The following is an 18,658-nucleotide window of genomic DNA, read 5'->3' as shown; positions in this document are numbered from 1 at the left end:
ATCTTGTGGGATTATTTGATTTTTTCAAACGCCGTTCCAAGCAGGATAAGTCGAAAAAAACTGACGAACAAGCACCAGAAACGGAAACACCAAAAACCGAAAATTCAACAGAAATAGTAAAAGAAGCCTCAAAAACGGATGAATCAGCTGCTAAGACTACCCCTACGTCGGATACATCAGTAGCGGAAAAGCCAGCTCAAACCGCTGAAACAGCGACTGATGAAACTAAGTCTGATGAAGTCACTTCACCAGCAGAACCGCAAACGGTTAAAGCGACTGAACCGACTTCAGAAAAGCCAGCAGAACCAGCAACGCCTGCTGATCAAGATGAGCAGCAGACAGAAACAGTTGAAGCGCCTGAAACAAGCACTAATCAAGAACCTGAGTCACAAAAATCTGAATCTCAGGCGCCTGAACCGCAGCAACCAGTATCAGCTGAACCAGAAGAGAAACAAGCTGAAACTGATAGCGAACAATCGACACCAGCTGCCGATAAAACTGAAACTGACAATACTGAAACCAGTAATGCCGAATCTAGTGATGACGAACAACCAGCAACAACCGATGCTGAGCGCTACGACAAAGGTCTGGAAAAATCGCGGTTAACGTTTGGTCAGCGATTAAATCACTTACTGGCCAATTTCCGATCTGTGGACGAGAACTTCTTTGATGATCTGGAAGAAACGCTGATTGGCGCGGATGTCGGCTACGATATGGCCATGAAGATCAGCGACGAGCTGCGTGAAGAAGTGAAGCTCAAAAACGTGAAGAAGTCCAAGGACGTTCAAAACGTGGTGGTTAAAAAATTGATCGAACTTTACGATCAGGCTGGCACCAACGAAAATAATGGGCTGACCTTTGCTAAAGAGGGGCCAACCGTGATTTTATTTGTCGGCGTTAACGGTGTTGGGAAGACCACTACGATCGGTAAAATGGCTAACCTGTTCAAACAGCAGGGTAAAAAAGTGCTCCTAGCCGCAGCGGATACCTTCCGTGCCGGCGCAATTGAGCAACTCAATGTCTGGGCGCAGCGTGATGGCGTGGACATCGTTAAAAAGCCAGAGCAAAGTGATCCATCTGCCGTGGTCTACGATGCCCTAAAAAAGGCCAAAGCCGAAAACTATGACATTTTGTTTGTGGATACGGCTGGCCGGCTGCAAAACAAAACCAATTTGATGAACGAATTGGAGAAGATGAAGCGGGTGATCACCCGCGAGATTCCGGACGCCCCTCACGAAGTGTTACTTGTGTTGGACGCCACCACTGGTCAAAATGCTTTGAATCAAGCTAAACTGTTTCAGGAAGCGACCAACGTCTCCGGGATTGTCCTGACTAAACTGGATGGAACCGCGCGAGGCGGGATCGTTTTGGCCATTAGAAACGAACTGCATCTACCAGTCAAGTACGTGGGCTTAGGTGAACAGGTGGACGATCTTCGGCCATTTGAACCAAGCGAATTTGTCTACGGGCTGTTCAAAGGATTGATCGATGTGAAGTAAACATGAGGTCGTTAGTCTATCTGGACTTAACGACTTTTTGACTTTTCCAAGGAAACCCTATCGTAATAGTTAGAATTTGGTATAATGAATAGGCTAGATTAAACTTATCTGCAGGCGAATGGAGGTGGCAACGTGGAGATTGAAAAAAATAACCGGATCAACTCGCTGTTTGCCTTTTATCAGCCGCTGTTGACTAAGAAGCAAAATGATTATATGCAGCTCTATTACGGCGATGATTATTCACTAGGTGAAATTGCGGAAAACTTTAACGTCAGTCGTCAAGCAGTCTATGATAATATTCGGCGGACCGAGAAGATTCTGGAAACCTATGAAAAAAAGCTCCATCTGCTGGAAGAGTTCACTCAGCGCAATCAGCTAGCGGACGAGATTCAGAGCTATGTCGCAAAACATTATCCAAAAGATCAACAACTTAACCAGCTGGTCCACCAATTGGAATCGGCTGAAGAAGAATGAAAGTTAGGTGCATAACAAATGGCATTTGAAGGACTAACCGAGCGTTTACAAAACGCCATGAAGAAACTTCGTGGCAAGGGTAAAATTTCTGAAGGCGACTTACGCGACACCATGCGTGAGATTCGACTGGCTTTACTAGAAGCCGACGTTAACTTTGACGTGGTGAAGGATTTCGTTAAAACGGTCCGTGACCGAGCAGTGGGTACCAAGGTGCTGGAAGGCTTAAACCCAGCGCAGCAAATCGTCAAGATCGTTGACGAAGAATTAACCAAAACGATGGGTGAAACGGCCGTCCCGCTAAATAAGTCATCGAAGATTCCAACCGTCATCATGATGGCTGGGCTTCAAGGGGCTGGTAAAACGACCACGGTCGGCAAATTAGCTAACCGGCTTAAAACCGAAGAAAAAGCCCGTCCGTTAATGATTGCTGCCGATGTTTACCGGCCAGCCGCCATTGATCAATTAGTCACCGTTGGAAAGCAGATCGACGTCCCCGTTTTTGAAATGGGAACGGACACTGACCCAGTGGAGATTGTACGTCAAGGGCTGGCTAAGGCCGAAGCTGACCATAACGATTACGTCTTTATTGATACCGCTGGTCGGCTGCAAATCGACGAACAGCTGATGGACGAACTGGCACGGATCAAAGAACTGGCTCATCCAGATGAAATTATGCTGGTCGTGGATGCCATGACTGGTCAAAATGCCGTGGCGACTGCCAAGGGCTTTGATGATAAGCTCGACGTTACCGGGGTCATTTTAACCAAGTTAGACGGTGATACCCGTGGTGGTGCCGCGCTGTCAATTCGTGCGGTGACTGGCAAGCCGATTAAGTTTGTCGGTGAAGGTGAAAAGATGTCTGATCTGGACGTCTTCCATCCCGACCGAATGGCTTCGCGGATCCTGGGTATGGGGGATATGCTGTCCCTGATTGAAAAGACTCAAAAAGATGTCGATGAGAAACACGCCAAGGAATTAACCGAAAAGATGCGTGAGAACTCGTTTGACTTCAACGATTTCTTGGATCAAATGCAGCAAATTCAAAAGATGGGTCCCATGGATCAGATCATGAAGATGATCCCTGGGATGGCCAACAACCCGGCTTTAGCCAACGCTAAAATGGATCCTAAAGATCTGGAACACGTGAAGGCGGTCATCTACTCAATGACCGAACAAGAACGAACGGAACCAGACGTGCTGAATCCGTCACGGCGCCGGCGTATCGCGGCCGGTTCTGGGCGACCAGTTCAAGAAGTTAACCGGATGATCAAGCAATTTAACCAAATGAAAAAGATGATGAATCAAGTTTCAAATGGGAATATGTCCGGGATGCAAAACATGATGAACAATGCCGGTATGGGTAATGCCCTAGGCGGTAAAATGGGTCAGATGGCGATGAAGTCAATGTCTCGGCGCATCAAGAAAAACAAAAAGCGGCGTAACAGTTTAAGGCGCCGTCGTAAATAAGCAAACTATGGAGTCGGGGGTGCATATCCTGGGCTCTTTTTTGGAAATAAGAAGAAGGCGGATAGATGTTATCGTTTCAAGAATTAGTAACAGCCATTCCGGTCGTGATCAAGGCTGGTAACGTGCCGGCCGTGGTTGGTGAAGCTGGAATCGGTAAATCAGCATTAATTCAAACAATCGCGGCAAAAATGAATGCCAAGTTGTTTACAACTGTGGTCAGCCTGTCTGAAAAGGGTGATCTGGCCATTCCAGTACCACCCATGACGGATGCGGCCTTTGTGAAAACTTCGCAGTATGGTGAATTAGCAGACGTGAAGTTTGGCTATACCCATACCTTGATTGAAATTATTCAGTGGGCCGAAGCGCACCCACAACAACCGATTATTTGGTTTTTGGATGAGTTTAATCGCGGTACGCAGGCAGTTCAAAGTGAACTGATGAACCTGGTGCTTCAGCGGCAGATCAATTCTTTGCGATTACCAGATCAGGTCCATATGGTATTAGCTGAAAACCCTGATGCGACCATGACTGGATTTGAAACCAGCGACTATGGCGTGACGGTGGGGGATGCTGCCATCAATGATCGGACCGTGCGACTGGTGATGCGAGCAGATACCTCGGATTGGCTGCAGTGGGCGCAAGGCTCGGGCAACATTGTTCAAAGCGTGCGCCGGTTTATTGAAGAAAATCCGCAGCAATTAGCGCCGGCTGACCACGATGATGATCTCTATCCCACACCACGGGCTTGGCAGCGCGTGTCGCGTAACTTACAAGAACTTAATAAATTGCCCGCTGATCAGCAGGCAAAATTGCGCTTAGACTTGCTTCAAGGTGATCTAGGGGTCACGGTGGCTCGCAGCTTCGAACAGTTCGTCCGTCAGCAGCAGGTGGGCCTCAGCGCACAGGAAATCTATGCTGGCAATCTATTAGACCCGACAGTGACCCAGATCTTTAATGAGGCTGGCATTGACCAGCAGCAGTCGATCATGAACAGTCTGATTCAGCAGACCGGAGAATTTCCACTGACTCAGGAAACTTACGCCGCGCGGTTTACCACGTTGTTAAATTTGATGCCGGTGGACGGTCAGTTCGCGGTGGCCTTGAAGCTGGCCGAAGTGCCGAATTTATTAGAGCAGCTTTATGAAGCGGCCCAGCAGCATCCGGTCGTTAAGCAGCTGTACGACCAGCTGACGGCCATTGGATTGAAAAATGACGTTAACTAAAAGAAGGTCTAGCCAATGTTTCATACGCAGTTAAATGACTTGGCGAACCCAAAAGATTCAAAAGCGGCTCAGCAACAGGTACAAGAACTGTTTGCGACTGTTACCAGTCAGTTGCTGAATTCTCAGCGCTTTTACGGTGAGTTACTGCTGCGTCTAGATAAACGGGTTGATTCGCAGCTGCCAGTAGCCATTGCGCTGACCACAGCTAAGCGGCCAGCCTTGTTAATTAACCCACAGCGCTTAAATGAGATGGTGCGTTCGGATGAAGATCTGTTGAGTTTAGTGGAACACGTAGTCAGTCATTTAGCGTGGCAGCACCCACAGCGTTACGCGGGACAAGGCGCTGACCAGCTGGTTCAATTAGCAACGGATATGGCAATCAACGACCATCTGCACCCGCTGTATCCAGGGGCCGTCACGCGGCAGCAGGTTAATTTTAAATTGGGCTTGCATTTAACGGCTGATCTGGGGTCGGCAGAGTATTTGGCGCAACTGAAACTAATCTTAAAAAAAGATCAAGATGGCACCAAGGCACAGCAGGTCAAAAAAATGCTGGGTCAGTCCCCGGAAACCCACGTTGGCTGGCAGGAACTGAATCAAGAGGCAAAACTGCAATTAAATCAGTTGGTGGCGAGTTCGTGGCAGGAGACCCCGACCAAGCAACGGGGGTTAGTGCCAACACGATTACAGCACCGGCTGAATCGGCAACCGGCAAAACTGGGCTTAGACTGGCGCAAGCTCGTCATGGTCGGTTTAAACGGGCCACGAAAATTACAGGAACCAGCGTTCAACCGGTTTAACCGCCGCCAGCCATACCGACTGGAATTACCAGGGGTGACCAGAGCGGCGACCCGCCAGTTGTTTTTATTTGTGGACCAGTCCGGTTCCATGACGGATAATGAAGTCCAAAACATTCTCGGACAGATTGTTCAGCTATTAAAGCAGTATCGTGATAAAATAACTATAATTCCGTTTGACGCGGTTGTGTATGATGACCGGCAGCAATCCGTTGCGCACGGCAACCAAGTGGTCTTTCAGCGGGTTGCTGGCGGCGGGACTGCTTATCAGCCGATTTTTGATTGGTTACTTAGGAAGGGTGCCAACGATGGTAATGCGCTGGTACTGATTCTAACCGATGGGCATGGTGAAGATGTGGTGGATACACATGGATTAACCAATTTGATCTGGGGTTTAACGACCACTAAGGCTGATTTGTCGGTTAAAAAGCCCATTGGGAGGGTCACCGTGATTCGTGAAAGGAAGTAGCTTATATGCTGACAGGACAGCAATTACGTGCCGTGATCCAGCAAGATCTGCCGTTTAAGCGGGCACAGAGTATTTTGAAAAATGACTGGCAGCGCGTGAATGACGAAAATCCGTTAGCCAGGCAGTTCATGACGGTTGATGATTTACAATTTGCACTGTCGCTGCAGGCCGTTCAGGCTGATCATCAGTTTGCGGATCCCAGCGATTATGGCAGCGTCATGACATTTATTCATCAGCATCAGACTGATCTTGCGCCAGGTAGCCGGGAATTTTTACTGCGGTCCTTTAAGTGAATTTGTTTTGCGTGATTAAATTTAAAAAGGTTATTCAGGCTTACAGCCACATTGTTTCAAGGTGTAAAGAAAAAAACCTTTACAACCCACTAGATAACTGGTATATTATTTATCGTTGAAAGAATTAACAGGAGGTGTCATGCATGTCAGTAAAGATTCGTTTAAAGCGAATGGGTTCTAAGAAGCGCCCATTCTACCGTATTGTTGTTGCGGACTCACGGAGTCCTCGTGATGGCCGTTTCATCGAAAAAGTTGGGACTTATAACCCACTTGTAGAACCAGCTCAAGTTGAACTTGAAGAAGAGAGTATCATGAACTGGTTAAACAACGGTGCCCAACCTTCAGATACTGTTCGGACATTACTTTCCCAAGCAGGTATCATGAAGAAGTATCACGAAGCTAAGTTTTCAAAAAAGTAGTGATCAGTCATGACTGACTTTAAAAAATTAATTACCACGATTGTAACGCCCCTAGTTGAACATCCAGAAGCCATTGAGATCAAGCGCGTTGAAACTGATCGGTTTTACGAGTATCACTTAACGGTTGCCGGTGACGATGTGGGTCGTGTAATTGGTAAGCGGGGGCACGTTGCTTCTGCAATTCGCACAATCGTATATAGCGTACGGATCAATGATCCCAAGCGTGTGCGACTTGTCATTAACGATGAGTCTAAAGCTCCCAAATGAGACTCATGTCTCGGGAGCTTTTTTGTTACTCGTAGATAAATTATCAAGTGGAAGGCAGGTGCCTAAATGTACTATAAAGTTGGAACCATTGTTAACACCCACGGCATTCGTGGTGAATTGCGCGTGGTTGCCGAAACCGATTTTCCCAAACAGCGGTTTAAGAAGGGTAGCCAGTTAGCGCTCTTTAAAAACGATCAGGATCAAAAGCCAATTGGCACGATCACGATCAACAGTGCGCGTCAGCACAAGGGGTTTATCCTCATTACGCTGGCCGGCTATGACAATATCAACGACGTTTTAAAATATAAGGGGCTGATCTTGAAAGTTGCAGAAGAAAATCTGAGTGACGACGATTTAGACGCTGGTCAGTACTATTATCATCAAATCATTGGCCTCAACGTGGTCACGGAAGACGGCGAGCAGTTAGGGACCATTAAAGAAATCATGTCGCCCGGCGCCAATGACGTTTGGGTGGTAGCACGGCCTGGTAAGGATGATCTGCTGTTACCCGTGATCGAACAAGTGGTTAAAAAGATTGATCTGCCGGCCGGACAGGTAATTGTTGAATTGATGGAGGGCTTGGAGTAATGCGAATCGATGTACTCAGTTTATTTCCAGATATGTTCGGTCCGCTGCACGACTCGATTGTCGGTAAAGCCTTGGATCGCGATGAGCTGGAAGTTGAAGTGACCGATTTTCGTCAATATTCCACCAACAAGCACGGTAACGTGGACGACTATCCTTTCGGTGGCGGCGCGGGAATGCTGCTGCAGGCTCAGCCATTGTTTGATGCCATGGCTGCCACGCAGAAAAAGGCGCAAGACTTAGGCCATGAAAAGGGCCGGGTCATTTTGATGGACCCAGCTGGGGTACCCTTTACGCAAAAGGTTGCCGAAAACTTTGCTCATGAAGACCACCTGACGTTTATTTGCGGCCATTATGAAGGTTATGATGAACGGATTCGAACCTTAGTCACGGATGAAATCTCCATGGGCGATTACGTCTTAACTGGCGGTGAGTTGCCGGCTATGGTGATGATCGATGCGATTTCTCGGCTGTTACCCGGAGTGCTAGGCAACGAAGAATCCGCTCCCGGCGACTCGTTTTCGACCGGGCTGCTGGAATATCCGCAATACACGCGGCCAGCTGACTTTCGGGGTATGAAGGTGCCCGATGTGCTGATTTCCGGCAACCATCAGAAAATCGATGAATGGCGGGAAATTCAGTCACTGAAACGTACGCTGCTCAGACGACCAGATTTATTGGAGAAATTAGATCTGACTGGCGATCAAAAACGTAAATTGCGTGATATTCAGATCGATTTAGATGATAACCAGCAGTAATTATAAATAAACCTTTACTCAGGTATTTAGATATGATATTCTAGTAACTGGCTGTTTAGCCACAATTAACAACATTCCGCTGTCGAGAATGAGTATGAATGTTGATTGAAGGAGAGAAACAATATGCGCCAAAACCAATTAATCGAAAAGATCAACAAGGATCAATTACGGACTGATATTCCTGACTTCCGCCCTGGTGACACCATTCGTGTCCACGCCAAGGTTGTTGAAGGAACTCACGAACGTATCCAATTGTTTGAAGGTGTCGTGATCAAACGTCACGGTACTGGTATCCAATCAATGTATACTGTTCGTAAGATTTCTAACGGTGTTGGTGTTGAACGGACTTTCCCCGTTCACTCACCACGTGTTGCCCAAGTAGAAGTTATCCGTTACGGCCGTGTACGTCGTGCTAAACTTTACTACATCCGTGCATTAAACGGTAAAGCAGCGCGTATCCCAGAAGCTCGTCGTCCTCGTAAGTAGTCGACTGTTTCTGTTAAAAAAGCGTTCATGTTGGCAGTTAGCTGACGTGAACGCTTTTTGTGTGCTTTTGTTGATTTGGGTGAGTACAGTTGTAGTTAGGTCTAGTTATTTATCGTTGCACTTAGAGCTTAAACTCGGGAATAATAAAAAAGTGATTAAAAGTACTGATTTGGGAACAGTGATAAATTCACACAGTTATTCGATAGGGATTAAATCTAACTATTATTATTACTTCTGATTTTCTTTGGTAGGTTAATATAGAGAGAAAATTTCAATTTCTTACTGGTAATGTATTAATAGCGATGTTTGTGATCATACTGGTGCAGTGGGGATTAGGCGCAGTGATTGTTAGTGCGCAAAAGCGGGCCGGTCGAATCACTAAAGTCAGTCGAAATTGGCTGCCAAAACTCGCCATGAGTTTTGAAGCAGCGCTGTTTCTGATCCTAGGCATTTACTTCTTATCTCAAGTTTAAGGTAGTCAAAAAGGCATCCACTCAAAGGTGGGTGCCTTATTGTTACAAGTTCGCATCATGTTTATAACTTAACGGTGAAAAAGCAGTGGCTTGGGTAATTAATTTGGCGGTTAACTCACGGTATTTTTTCAAAGCGAGTGCCGCATTTGCCATACTTTCCTGTGTAAGTAGCGCACTCAGTTCAATCCCATTTAAGTGCTGCGCTTTTTGATCTGTCTGCAATACTGAACGGCCCAAGTATTGGTTCAACTCTGTTTGCGTTTGTTTTAATAAGTCACCAAATTGGTCATAGTGCGCATCGACCAAAACGCCAGCTTGTTTAAAGACCCAGTAGGCGCTGTCTGGACTGTACGTTTCCAGACCACGCTGGTATTCGGCTGGTGTTTCCGTAATACCGGCGTAAAATGGCACGTAAACGCTTTGAGCGGTAAGCCCCATCGATAGCCAGTGAATGCCAGACAATCCAGGTTGATTAAATTGTCGTAGTTGTAGGATGTGGGATTCCTGGGTCGTGGCGAGGCTAACTGGCCGGAAACGTTTCTTATCCGCTTCAGATCCCGCACCAATTGGATCATAAGGGGTTTCTTGGAAGTGAGAACTCAAGAACGCTTTGGCATCGTCCACTGACAAGAGTTTTTCTGCTTGGCGGATGAAGGGTAACTGATGGCTGTTGGTCGCTTGTTCAATACTTGGGTTAAACATTTTTTGACCGTACCAGACCCGTGGCAGGTTATAGTAGGCGTCCATTTGGTTGTTAGTGCCGAAGATTTCCCGGAAATTAAAACTGTTACGGTGCGGATTCAGCGCGTTTTCACGGACAAAATCACTAATGTGACGCTGCCACATAAAGTGCTCTGGGTCGTCAAAATCAACTTCTTGAATCGCCATTTGGTTAGCCACCACGGCATAACTGTCATCCGGGATCCGCTGAGCGACCCAGTAGTGACCAGAACCGGTTTCAAAATACCAAGCCTCATCGCGGTCAGCAAATAAAATGCCGTTGGACTCGGACGTCCCATAATGCGCTACGATGGCACCCAGCCGTTTGACGCCTTCACGAGCAGTTTTGACGTAGGGCAAGGTGACCGTGACCATCGCTTCTTCACCAATCCCATCTTTGACTAAAGGGTCAGCGGCTAATACCCGGTCATTGGCATAGGTACTTTCGGTGGCACTCATTGCCACGCCGTATTCGTTAATGCCGTCTTCCTCAAACAAACCGTATTTATCGGTCCACTCAGGAGTAGCGGTGTATTTATAGGCGGTTTTCGGTAACGGCATTTTAAAGTTGCTATCCGTTGATTCAAAACTGGCTTGCTCAGTTGTGGCGGCTGGATGAACCAGAAAGTGTTTTGGCCAGGCCGGACGTGAATCTTCATTTCGGCCGATCATTACCGAGCCATCAACCGAGGCTTGCTTACCGATCAAAATACTGGTACAGGCTGAATAAGGTGTAACTGTCATGTATAATTCCTCCAATGCTTGATTGCTAAGTGCATTCTATCATAGATTAGTCCAAGACATGGTATTATAGACCAGTCTAAAAGCAAGCAAAACGGTTAATTGATATAGGCAAAGCCGCTAAAATGTGATTAAATGAATGCTGTGACTCAAATTAGTTGAAAGGGTGCTTGATATGCAGGCAATTATCGACCGTAAAGACTTCGCAATTAAATGCGCTTTGATTGTTGGATCAGCGTTCATTAACGCCATTGCGCTGAACTTTTTTCTGATTCCGGGCAATATCTTTAGCGCGGGGATCAATGGAGTTTCACAAATTCTATCCATCTTGGCGCTGCAGTGGTTTCATTTCCATATTAATACCGGTTGGCTGATTCTGTTATTTAACGTGCCGATTGGCATTCTGGGCTGGTTAAAAATTGGTCGGGGATTTACGATTTACAGTTTTTTGACCTCATTTCTCACTTCTATTCTAGCCGTAGTACTGCCGATTCAGACGCTGTCGCATAATCCACTGTTAAGTGCGTTATTTGGTGGCATTTTAACCGGTGTCGGGGTGGCTTATCCACTCAAGTATGGTTTTTCTACTGGCGGGATGGATATCATTGCGGTGATTCTGGAGAAGACTACGGGTAAAACGATTGGAACGTTGATGATCGCCATTAACATGGTGATCGTGTTGGTTGCTGGAACCCTAGTCGGCTGGGAAAATGCCATGTACACGATTATTTCACTATATGGGATGTCGCGGGTAGTGGATGCCATTCATACCCGGCACCAAAAACTGACCGCGTTTATTGTGACAACTAAGCCGGATGATGTAATCGATGGGCTAAAGGCCACGCTGATCCGCGGGGTGACGATTCTGCCCGCTCAAGGGGCGTATAAACGACGCCCAGGAGCCGTTTTAATGGTGGTCATTTCCCGCTATGAACTGTACGAACTGGAACACGTGGTCAAAACGGTGGATCCCGGGTCGTTTGTGAACCTCGTCAGTACCGTGGATATTGAAGGTAACTTCTACGATGAAACGGAGCAGCTAAAGGCGCGACAGGAACAGTCTTAGAAACTTGCCTGAAAGCTGGAAACAGGGTATACTTTTAACATCTTAAACAAGGGAGGCACTTCACATGCCAATCGTAAACATTGATTTAATTGCAGGCCGTTCACAAGAACAGCTTAAAAACTTAGTTAAAGACGTGACTGATGCAGTTGTTAAAGATACGGATGCACCCGCTGAACACGTTCACGTTATTTTGAGAGAAATGGCCAAGGACCGTTACGGTGTTGCCGGTGTTCTTAAAAGCGACGAAAAGTAATTCAAAAGGGCTAACGAAACTGCGTTAACCCTTTTTTGATGGGCTTTGTGTAACCGATTACAGCACTGATATCACCCCTTTTTAATGAAATTTAGTTGGCTAATTCGCCGTTCTTCGGTATACTGTAGGTTGATTAACTATCTTGAGAACGTAAACGAATGGAGACTTATCGATGAATGACGAACAGTATATAATGGCAATTGACGAGGGTACGACGAGTACACGGGCAATTCTATTTAACCGGGATGGTCAAATTGTGGGTCAGGCGCAACGTGAATTCACACAGCATTTTCCAAAGCCTGGCTGGGTGGAACATGACGCCAATGAGATTTGGAGTGCCGTGCAGTCGGTGATTTCAGACGCGGTCATTGACGCGAAGATTCAGCCCTACAAAGTCCGGGGTATCGGAATCACCAACCAACGTGAAACGACCATTATCTGGGACAAGAATACCGGCGAACCGGTTTACCATGCCGTGGTCTGGCAATCAAAGCAGACTAGTCAGATTGCGGATGAACTCAAAGCCAAGGGTTACGCTGATCTAATTCACAAGAAAACCGGTCTGGTGATTGACTCCTACTTCTCAGCGACTAAGATCATGTGGATCTTGGATAACGTTCCCGGCGTACGTGAACGGGCTGAAAAGGGTGAACTGTTATTTGGGACCATTGATACCTGGATCTTGTGGAAACTCACTGGTGGCCGGGTACACGCGACTGACTATACCAACGCCTCACGAACCATGCTGTTTAACATTCACGATTTAAAGTGGGATAAGGAGATTTTAAACCTGTTAAACATTCCGGCTAGTCTGTTGCCAGAAGTTCACCCATCTTCATATACCTTTGGCTACACGGCTGGGTTTACTTTCTTTGGCCTGCAGGTGCCAATCGCCGGGATTGCCGGTGACCAGCAGGCGGCTTTGTTTGGACAGACCGCCTTTGAGAAGGGTTCCGTTAAGAACACTTACGGTACTGGTGCCTTCATCGTGATGAATACCGGTACCGAACCGACTTTGTCTGACAAGGGGTTATTAACGACCATTGCTTATGGGATCAATAATGAAGTGACTTACGCTTTGGAAGGCAGTATCTTCGTGGCCGGTTCAGCCGTTCAGTGGTTACGAGACGGCATGCGGCTGTTTAAACACGCTTCCGAATCTGAAAAAATGGCCGTGGAAGCCAAGACGACTAACGACGTTTACGTGGTACCAGCCTTTACCGGTCTGGGGGCGCCTTACTGGGATCAGGAAGTCCGTGGAGCGGTTTTTGGACTGACACGTGGGACAACTCGAGAACAGTTTATTAGAGCTACGCTGGAAGCCATTGCCTACCAGACGCGAGATGTTGTGGACACTATGGCTGCTGATACCGGCATCGATATTAAGACGCTGAGTGTGGACGGTGGGGCTGCCAACAATAACTTCTTGATGCAGTTCCAGGCTGACATCCTAAATACCCATATTCAACGAGCCGCGATTGCTGAAACGACTGCGTTGGGTGCTTCATATTTAGCTGGTCTGGCAACCGGGTTCTGGCAGGATATGGACGAAATAAAAAAGATGCATAAAGCTGGCGAAGAATTCGATCCGCAAATGTCTGCTAAAGACCGTGAGAATTGTTACTCTGGCTGGCAGCAAGCGGTTAAGGCTACCCAGTTATTTAAACCGAAGAAGAATCTGTAAATTTTAAATGAACATTAAAAAACTGCTTCACCATTAATTAGATTATTGTCAGATCGTATCGGTGGTGCCTTATAAGTACAGTCACAATTTTGTGGCTGTACTTTTTTCTGTTATATATCAAAAAACTGGCATTGGTTATTCACCAATACCAGAAATTGTCGGTCTAAAATCATTTAATTTTTATTTTGAAGCAGGGCAAATTGCCCCTTTTCACTAAGTGCTAATAAATTGGCTAGAACGCTAGGCTCTATATCGGGATGCATACTCCAATACGACAGCAGCCCGATTATTTCGGCGGCACTATCGACTGCAATCAGGGTTCTAAGCTGTTTATTTGAGTGCGGCGCTAACATTGCTAAACCTGCAGCACCACTATTTTCAATGACTTCGATTAATTTATCGGTTAGGTGAGATCTGGTTGATTTATGCAACAATACATCGATTAGCGGCAGTTCATCAACAAATTGTTTGAAAAGATTAAGATGAGTAGTTGATAGCTGCTTTGTAAAGGAAGCCAGAGTTTGGTGTTTAAAAATTTTTTGTCCGAATAAAAAAAGTTTATTGACTAAATGGTCTTCGCAAGCCTCAACTAGTTCTTCTTCGCTTTCAAAATAATGGTAAAAAGTGCCTCTATTTATGTAGGCTTTCCGACAAATATCGATCACTTTCAGTGGGTGATTGGGGGTCTCATTTAACAAATCAATGAAGGATTGAACAATCAGTTGTTCAGTGGTTCGATGTGATTGATGATGACGTGGTAAGGAATTGTCAGCCATATTATTCGCCGCCTTTTTTATGTGATGCTTTAGGGTTCAATGTCAGCATTGTACCACTATATATTACTTTTAGTAAGCATCCATTAGGCTAAAAGAATAGTATTGATTATAATCTTCACTAATAGAGATATCCATGTAAAAGGGGAACCTTTTTTATGATCAAATTTGTATCGATAGGTATACGATCCTTTTAAAATATAATTATTACTATTAAAAAATTAGTAAAAATAAACACTTTTAACCGAAATGTTTATATGAATCAAGTATAAAAAATGTACAATACTAGTTAAGTGTATGATATGGATCATTAATTTCGAGTGGCAGTCCCTTTCTTGGAGGAGTGGGGCCAAACAGGTGCTCGATTTTGCAACTACCAATATAGTTGTCGGTCCTAAAATTTTAGAATTGGGGGGAATTTTATGATACAAAAAAATCAACATGGACAACGTAAATTAATTCATGATTTAACGGATGAAAAATTACATTATAAGATGTATAAAGTTGGCAAGAATTTCGTATTTGCCGGCTTGTTAACTTTAGGCTTTTCAGCGGTACTAGCGACATTTTCACCAAATACTGTTCGTGCCGATACGCAACAAGACACAGAAACAGAATCTACTGGAACGGTATCAGCAGTTGACCAATCATCGACAACGGCTGTTTTACGGTCTAGTTCCAGTGAATCTAGCGGCAGCGATGTTGCGGCTAATACGCCAACAACAGCTGCTACAGCGACTACTAATTCAACAAAAACGAGTACGGATAATGCTACTACAAAGTCCGCTACAAAAGTTGCCAATCCTGCCTCATCTGATGCCAGCAGCAGTAATGTGACATCAGCTAAACCTGCAGCCACGCCTGCTTCACGTGTGACGAGCAAGACTGATTCTAGCGCCTTGTCCGGTACTAACTCCTTGTCTGATGCGGGTGCACTGTCTGATAACAGTGCAGCCACAGCCAATACAACCAGCAAGATTGCTACAACAAATAGCAGCGATAACGTAAAAACAGGGCAAGCTTCATCTGATTCAAATACGACAACCTTAGATTTAACTCAAAATTCAGTTAAGTTGGGCCAAGGCGCTTCTAACACAGCTTCCAGTGATGCAGCTAAAGTAGCTAAGGTTGATTTAACTGCTGCTCAAACTGCAGTATTGACCAGCCTACCAACTGGATCTACTTATAAAGTCGGTACGGATGGTACCTTAACGATAGCCTTGACCTTAGCTACTGACGAAACGACAATTACCTCAATCCAATCGAGACTGGTAACTGCCGGTTTTAAGTCGGTTAATTTAACGGCTTCGGCGGCAGATGAAACGTGGCGGACGTATTCTACAAGTACGGTATCTGATGAACAAGCTCGTACGGTTCAGAATGAATTATCAAATCCTATAACAATGGGCGACCTTGCACTTGTAACTGCAGCTGGTACTGGATCATATCCGGATCTCAATACGAATACAGTAGTGACGAATGCAACAGCTGCTCAACTTCAAACTTACTATAATGAACTTGAAACAAAATACACAGTTGGTAAACAAGATCCACTCAAATTTAATAGTTTTCTGAAGGGTACTAATGCGGATACGTTTGCTAAGTATATGAACTACTTTTCCGAAATTTATTACTATTTTAATGGTGCTAGTGATAGTTATATTAATCAGTTGTCGACTGCTTTGAATCAGATGAGTCCACAACAGAAGGCTGCGATGGCACAAGATGGGGTGAATGATATACACTCGACCCCTATGGATTCCCTGGAACATAATTCAGATACTTTTTCAAATAGTCATATTTTAGTGGCAACGGAAAACAATGTTGGCTTTTCGTCTACCCCGCTTGGAACATACACTAAACCTGCTAGTATGGATTCGGATTTTTATACTACTTTTAGTCAGTTTGTAAATAGTATTTTTTCAACTTACATCGATGCTATTGTGCCCTCTGCCGAACAGTACGTTCTTAATAAGATAATGCCAGCTGTTGATACAATTACTGATACGCAGGGAATGACCGCAACGACAGACGCTGGCATCAGGGATTCGGTAGATGGTAGCCTGTATCAATTAGTTCATTCGTTAATGACAATTGATGGCAGTTATTCGTTAACAACCATTGTGCCGCAGTTGGATTCTATGTATGCAAAGTTGGGAAGTTTGGGTGATGCTGTTGGCGCACCTGAAACTGAAACACTGGCTGAATATGTTGGGGCCGCGGCTTATGGTTCAGTAACTGGAACATCGGCTGCAAATGGTAAGATGACGGCATTCTCTAACTTTTCAACTTGGAATAACGTTTATTATGCCTATTCAAGGGCACTTGTAAGTACGCTGTACGGTTCAGCTATGTTCGGGAAATATAAGGCGCTTTCAATTATGTACTCAGAAAATGCAGCTGATCCTGATGCTGCGTGGACAGCGGCTGGAATAAGTGCAACTACTGCACCCAGTGATATTAAAGTTGCTAATTTAGATTCATCTATTGATACAACTAAGACTACACAGGTAGAAACATTCCAACAAGGTGTTTGGGATGTTTACCACTACATCAAACCATTTTATGATGCTGCTCTAAAAGACCTTGCAAATAATAAAAAGATTTCTGGCGCTACTGAGCAAGCAACAGAGGATGCTGTATGGAGTCGAGTTACTGATCCAACTAAGGGTGGCCAAATACTTAAGGATAGCGCAGGAGATGCCCTTACGCTAACACCAGACGCTAGCGTAGATACATCTGAGACTAACCCACACGAACAGGCCAACTATGTTAGTCCGCAAAGCAAAGCTTACTTTACAAGTTTTTATGATGCTGCAGTGAAGGCTAACGCATTGTCTTATTCAGAACAGCCTGTATATACAACAACGTTGACGAACAGTGATGGCGATGTTATCAGTACGACTGTTACAAATCTCGGTAAACCAATTACCACTAATGCTAATGGTGCTAGTTTAACTGGGGTATACGGTGGCAGCATTGATACTTCTAATTTACCAGCAAGTTTGACATTTGATGGTAAGCCAATTTCTGAACCATCAGTATCAGATTTAAGTAAGTATGCTGTTCCAGAAAACGGTGGGGTTATTCAGATTAGTTATGGTTCTAATACTGTTAAAGAAGGACAGGCTCAAGCAGTTTCAGTAACAGCAACTAATGCACCTACAGGTCAAACCTTTGACTATACCATTACTAATAGTGATGGTGCTACTGTTTCACAAAAGACTGGAGTGGCATTTGGCTCGGCTGATGATAGCGGTTTAACTCTGAGTTTAGGTCAGACACTGACGATTTCAAATTACGCAACTGGTACTCAGCAGCCAACAGTTACACCAGCGACAAGCTTGACATATGATGAGGCTCTTCTTGATGGTGCCGGCAGTGGTAAGGCTGGCATAGTTGTTGCGTATACTAACAACCAGTCTAAGGATTCTTCCAATTTAGCTTCGGACGATGGTGTATTTAATGGCGCTTCTGATAAATTTACAAGTGATCAATCTAATTTTATTTCAGATATAGGTAAGAGTGGTTACGATTCAGCTGGTATTTCCAGTGATTTAGTTACTGTTAATACTGATGTAAGCAATATGAATTCTGATTTAACTAAAGTTAGCTCTGATTTGAGTAATGAACAGTCTGATGTTGGATTGAATGGGACTTCTGCTGAAAATGCTACGTTAACTAGTGATACTAATACATTCAATACAGATAGTGCCAATACTTCTAGTGACAGTGCTGTGTATGGTAATGATGGCGTGTTGAACAGCGATGATACCAAACTTAATAATGATTTGAGTAATTTCAATTCTAAACAGAGTGATTTCAACACCGACCAATCAGATTTTTCTAGAGATGTGGCAATTTCGGATACGACTTCTGGTATCCTCTCCAATGAGTTAAGTAACTTGAGCAGTGACTTGAGCAATTTGGATACTAGCAACATCTCTGTGAATAGTGATGTTTCAAAGGAAACGAGCGATCTTGGGTCGGCTGCTACTTCGGACTCAAAGTCAGTACTATTAAGTGATTATAATGGTACTTTTAAGCAATATATCAGTGATGAAAACAAGTATGCTAGTGATCGAAATATTGTTAAGTCGAATGCGTTGAGCAATGACCAGAGCGCTATCAACAGTGATCAGACGAAGATCAACAGCGACTCGACTGGCTTCCAGAGTGATCAAAGCACGGTGGCTTCGGACTTAAGTGAT

18 protein-coding genes are annotated in these 18,658 nt (G+C 45.0%); 16 read left to right on the top strand and 2 right to left on the bottom strand.

The window, feature by feature from the left end; genetic code table 11:
* Positions 1 to 5 precede the first annotated feature (5 nt).
* From ftsY to CES79_RS13140, 12 genes are all read left to right on the top strand, one after another.
* Positions 6 to 1,499 carry a signal recognition particle-docking protein FtsY gene (ftsY, locus tag CES79_RS05640; protein ID WP_089136575.1) on the top strand — a complete coding sequence of 498 codons (1,494 nt, stop codon included), beginning with the start codon at positions 6 to 8 and terminating at the stop codon, positions 1,497 to 1,499.
* A gap of 132 nt (positions 1,500 to 1,631) precedes the next feature.
* Positions 1,632 to 1,973 (top strand): putative DNA-binding protein, encoded by a 342-nt coding sequence (locus tag CES79_RS05635; protein ID WP_089136574.1) that lies wholly within the window; start codon positions 1,632 to 1,634, stop codon positions 1,971 to 1,973.
* A gap of 18 nt (positions 1,974 to 1,991) precedes the next feature.
* Entirely contained in the window at positions 1,992 to 3,440 is a 1,449-nt protein-coding gene (gene ffh, locus CES79_RS05630; RefSeq protein ID WP_054656363.1) for a signal recognition particle protein, read from the top strand.
* A 65-nt stretch (positions 3,441 to 3,505) separates the two neighbouring features.
* Positions 3,506 to 4,663, top strand: coding sequence for an ATP-binding protein (locus tag CES79_RS05625; protein ID WP_089136573.1), 1,158 nt, complete (start codon positions 3,506 to 3,508; stop codon positions 4,661 to 4,663).
* Positions 4,664 to 4,678: 15 nt separating this feature from the next.
* Complete coding sequence (locus CES79_RS05620) at positions 4,679 to 5,929, top strand: vWA domain-containing protein (protein ID WP_089136572.1); 1,251 nt, start codon at positions 4,679 to 4,681, stop codon at positions 5,927 to 5,929.
* A 5-nt stretch (positions 5,930 to 5,934) separates the two neighbouring features.
* Complete coding sequence (locus tag CES79_RS05615; protein WP_054656366.1) at positions 5,935 to 6,222, top strand: hypothetical protein; 288 nt, start codon at positions 5,935 to 5,937, stop codon at positions 6,220 to 6,222.
* A gap of 143 nt (positions 6,223 to 6,365) precedes the next feature.
* The gene (rpsP, locus tag CES79_RS05610; protein WP_054656367.1) at positions 6,366 to 6,641 is read left to right on the top strand and encodes a 30S ribosomal protein S16; all 276 of its coding nucleotides are present in this window, start codon (positions 6,366 to 6,368) and stop codon (positions 6,639 to 6,641) included.
* 9 nt (positions 6,642 to 6,650) lie between these two features.
* Positions 6,651 to 6,908 carry a KH domain-containing protein gene (locus tag CES79_RS05605; protein WP_089136571.1) on the top strand — a complete coding sequence of 86 codons (258 nt, stop codon included), beginning with the start codon at positions 6,651 to 6,653 and terminating at the stop codon, positions 6,906 to 6,908.
* Between the two features lie 66 nt (positions 6,909 to 6,974).
* Positions 6,975 to 7,496, top strand: coding sequence for a ribosome maturation factor RimM (gene rimM, locus CES79_RS05600; RefSeq protein ID WP_054656368.1), 522 nt, complete (start codon positions 6,975 to 6,977; stop codon positions 7,494 to 7,496).
* Complete coding sequence (trmD, locus tag CES79_RS05595; protein WP_054656369.1) at positions 7,496 to 8,251, top strand: tRNA (guanosine(37)-N1)-methyltransferase TrmD; 756 nt, start codon at positions 7,496 to 7,498, stop codon at positions 8,249 to 8,251. The genes rimM and trmD overlap by 1 nt, the downstream gene beginning before the upstream one ends.
* A gap of 123 nt (positions 8,252 to 8,374) precedes the next feature.
* Positions 8,375 to 8,737, top strand: a complete 363-nt coding sequence (gene rplS / locus CES79_RS05590; protein ID WP_054656370.1) for a 50S ribosomal protein L19 — start codon at positions 8,375 to 8,377, stop codon at positions 8,735 to 8,737.
* A 341-nt stretch (positions 8,738 to 9,078) separates the two neighbouring features.
* Entirely contained in the window at positions 9,079 to 9,210 is a 132-nt protein-coding gene (locus CES79_RS13140) for a hypothetical protein (RefSeq protein ID WP_263851316.1), read from the top strand.
* Between the two features lie 42 nt (positions 9,211 to 9,252).
* Here the strand turns inward: CES79_RS13140 and CES79_RS05585 are convergent, their stop codons facing one another.
* Entirely contained in the window at positions 9,253 to 10,674 is a 1,422-nt protein-coding gene (locus tag CES79_RS05585; RefSeq protein WP_089136570.1) for a C69 family dipeptidase, read from the bottom strand.
* A gap of 172 nt (positions 10,675 to 10,846) precedes the next feature.
* Between CES79_RS05585 and CES79_RS05580 the strand changes: the two genes are divergently transcribed.
* The 3 genes from CES79_RS05580 to glpK all read left to right on the top strand — a co-directional run bounded on the left by CES79_RS05580 (position 10,847) and on the right by glpK (position 13,674).
* Positions 10,847 to 11,737, top strand: coding sequence for a YitT family protein (locus tag CES79_RS05580; protein WP_089136569.1), 891 nt, complete (start codon positions 10,847 to 10,849; stop codon positions 11,735 to 11,737).
* Between the two features lie 64 nt (positions 11,738 to 11,801).
* Positions 11,802 to 11,990, top strand: coding sequence for a 2-hydroxymuconate tautomerase (thmT, locus tag CES79_RS05575; RefSeq protein WP_054656371.1), 189 nt, complete (start codon positions 11,802 to 11,804; stop codon positions 11,988 to 11,990).
* Between the two features lie 172 nt (positions 11,991 to 12,162).
* Positions 12,163 to 13,674, top strand: coding sequence for a glycerol kinase GlpK (gene glpK / locus CES79_RS05570; protein ID WP_089136568.1), 1,512 nt, complete (start codon positions 12,163 to 12,165; stop codon positions 13,672 to 13,674).
* Between the two features lie 173 nt (positions 13,675 to 13,847).
* Here the strand turns inward: glpK and CES79_RS05565 are convergent, their stop codons facing one another.
* Positions 13,848 to 14,450, bottom strand: coding sequence for a TetR/AcrR family transcriptional regulator (locus CES79_RS05565; protein WP_089136567.1), 603 nt, complete (start codon positions 14,448 to 14,450; stop codon positions 13,848 to 13,850).
* Between the two features lie 419 nt (positions 14,451 to 14,869).
* Here CES79_RS05565 and CES79_RS05560 point away from each other — a divergent pair.
* Positions 14,870 to 18,658: beta strand repeat-containing protein (locus CES79_RS05560; RefSeq protein WP_143456346.1), on the top strand; the 3,789-nt coding region annotated here is incomplete at its 3' end.

Origin of the sequence: Secundilactobacillus silagei JCM 19001 (assembly GCF_002217945.1) — a bacterium.
Classification (GTDB): domain Bacteria; phylum Bacillota; class Bacilli; order Lactobacillales; family Lactobacillaceae; genus Secundilactobacillus; species Secundilactobacillus silagei.
The sequence above is the reverse complement of the archived record's forward strand: the minus strand, read 5'-3'. Positions and strand labels throughout refer to the sequence as shown.